This window comes from Planktothrix mougeotii LEGE 06226 (assembly GCF_015207485.1).
GTDB lineage: Bacteria > Cyanobacteriota > Cyanobacteriia > Cyanobacteriales > Microcoleaceae > Planktothrix.
Genome location: NZ_JADEWU010000152.1, coordinates 1 through 2,458 on the forward strand (window position 1 = coordinate 1; position 2,458 = coordinate 2,458).

General features: G+C 39.9%; 1 protein-coding gene. It reads right to left on the reverse strand.

What is annotated here, in order from left to right:
* Nucleotides 1-108 precede the first annotated feature (108 nt).
* On the reverse strand, nt 109-1,818 hold the full coding sequence (ltrA, locus tag IQ236_RS27450) for a group II intron reverse transcriptase/maturase (protein WP_228041900.1): 1,710 nt from the start codon (nt 1,816-1,818) through the stop codon (nt 109-111).
* Nucleotides 1,819-2,458: the final 640 nt, after the last annotated feature.

The window sequence follows — 2,458 nt, forward strand, 5'->3', positions numbered from 1 at the left end:
GTTAGAGTCGATAGGAGCGTTACCACTCCTACCTCTCCTTCAAAACCGTGCATGAAACTTTCGCTTCACACGGCTCCTTGATAATTCCACCTTTGTTATAGGTACGATTCAAAACGGTTCATTGTCATAGTTCTTTGTTAGAGAACCATCGTTTGCCGTTTTTGTGTCGTGACAATGTTTGTGTAGAAGTTGCAAATTTTCGTAGGTGTCTTTCCCACCTAGAGTTGTTGGTATTACATGGTCAATTTCTACAATATCTGTACTTGCAAAATACAGACCACAGTGAGGACAAATACCCTTTTGTTTCTTAATTAATGTTGAAACTCTTTTGGGAGTCTCAGGATATTCGCCTCGTCGTTTACTCCAATAAGCCCAGTCTCCATTAAACGGACTAGCTTCACCTTTGACCTTTGTGTGCCTTACGATTGGCATACTAGAGTGTGTGAGTAATTCTAATCCATCTTCTGTACTGAAACACCAATTTCTATCGCCTACTGTTCTCCAGTATTTGTCTTTATTGATGTCCCCTTTTCCCTTTGTTTTTGCCCAAGCTCTCAGTTTATCATAAGTTAGATGGTCAACCTTGTTAAAGGTTTCTTTACTAACAACTGTTGAATAATAGTTTGACCAGCCTCTAATAATTGGATTCAGCTTGCTAATTAAAGCAGCTTGAGGTGCGGTCTTATGGGTATCTATTACTTCAGCTATCTTGATAAGATGAGTTTTTACTTTGGCTTTTGAGGGTGTGATTAATGTTTTAAAACCTAATTTAGAGGTTCCATTTGATGCAGCGCGGTAGTTACCTACTTTGTACTGTTGTATATGGAATCCTAGAAACTCAAACCCAACATTTTCGTTAATTTTATTGAGGGTGTGGGTTAGTTTTGTTTTACTTGGTTTTAATTCCAACCCCATGTCACTTAACCATTCAGCGATTATCTCTTGACATTTCTTGACTACGTTTAAATCTTCATGAATTATTACGAAGTCATCGGCATATCGGATTAAACTGAGAGCTTGACGGTTAACCCGCTTTTGCCCTTTTAGTGTTTCCGCATACTGTTTGACTCTATTTTCCATACCATGTAAGGCAATATTCGCAAGTAAGGGTGAAATTACCCCTCCTTGTGGTGTACCCTCATTAGTAGGAAAAAGTTCTTTTCCGTCACAATACCCTGCTTTAAGCCATGATTTAATTTGTCGGCTTAATGTAGGGTATGTGTGTATTTTGGAGATTAAGGCTTTATGGTCTATGCGGTCGAAGCATTTGGAGATATCAGCATCCAGCACATATTTGGCTTTTGAACTAATACTTTTAAATATTGCTTCGATTGCATCGTGACAGGAACGTCCTGGTCTGAAACCATAACTGTTTGGCTCAAAGAGCGCCTCCCATTCTGGTTCTAACGCTAGTTTTACTAACGCTTGCAATGCGCGGTCGTTGATTGTGGGTATCAAGAGTGGACGGGTTTCGGTTGTACCAGGTTTGGGAATATTAACTCTACGAGTTGGTTTTACCTTATTGGTTAACTTTAATCTTCCTACCAAGTTTATACGTTGCTTCGAGGTCAGGGATTTAATCCCGTCCACTCCTGCTGTATTTTTACCTTGGTTATCTTGTGTTACCCTACGAACCGCGATACATTTTGCTGACCAGGAATTAATCAGGGTCTTTTGAAGTTTGCGAACTGCTTTAACATCGCCTCGTTCACTCGCTTGAAATATTCGCTTTTGCAACTTGAACGTCAATCTTTCAGCTTTACGCCAATTGATTTCGCTCCATTCCACCGTCTGATTTTTATTCAGCGTTTTAGACATTTGTATTGCTACTTGTTCTATTTCTTTGGAATTACCGAGCGTCTGTTAGCATATCCTTGTCATTACAACAAGCCATTCGCTTTTGACACCATCCTTTCCCTATATATCATTCGTTAGCTACTTACTGGATTTTCGACCTTTTTCCAGAGATATATAGGGATTACTTCGTTCCGATTACACATTTGTTTGAAGTTTTTAGCGTGATGTTGTCCACCGGGTTTATTGGGCGGTGCTTATAAGTCGACGGTCTAACCGCTTATGCCCTTATCCTTGCCTTTTGGCTTGGTGTTAATCATGGATTCTCACCGTATTTCTCGACGGATTTACCATTAATTCAGCTATTACACCATTTAGATTAACGATGGTTTATACACATCTTCACTGCTGTTACGCATGAACTTCTTGCTCAATAGTTACCAGATTTAGCTTCTAGTATTTCTACCTTTTAACCCCGCTTTAGCCTGATGGATGCTACCCATACAAACTAGGGGTTATGCTTTCACCTCAGCACTTGAGGGATGGGACTTAACTCACGGAGTTTCACCCATAAATGTAATCAGTTATCACCAGTCTTAACACCTGGGTTAACCGTCCCATAAGCCTTTTAGCTTATTTTGGGTTAAACGAATCGCACAAACCG

Bases quoted from the DNA above. Each gene is read 5' to 3' on its own strand.
- ltrA (WP_228041900.1), bottom strand. From the start codon at position 1,818: ATGTCTAAAACGCTGAATAAAAATCAGACGGTGGAATGGAGCGAAATC.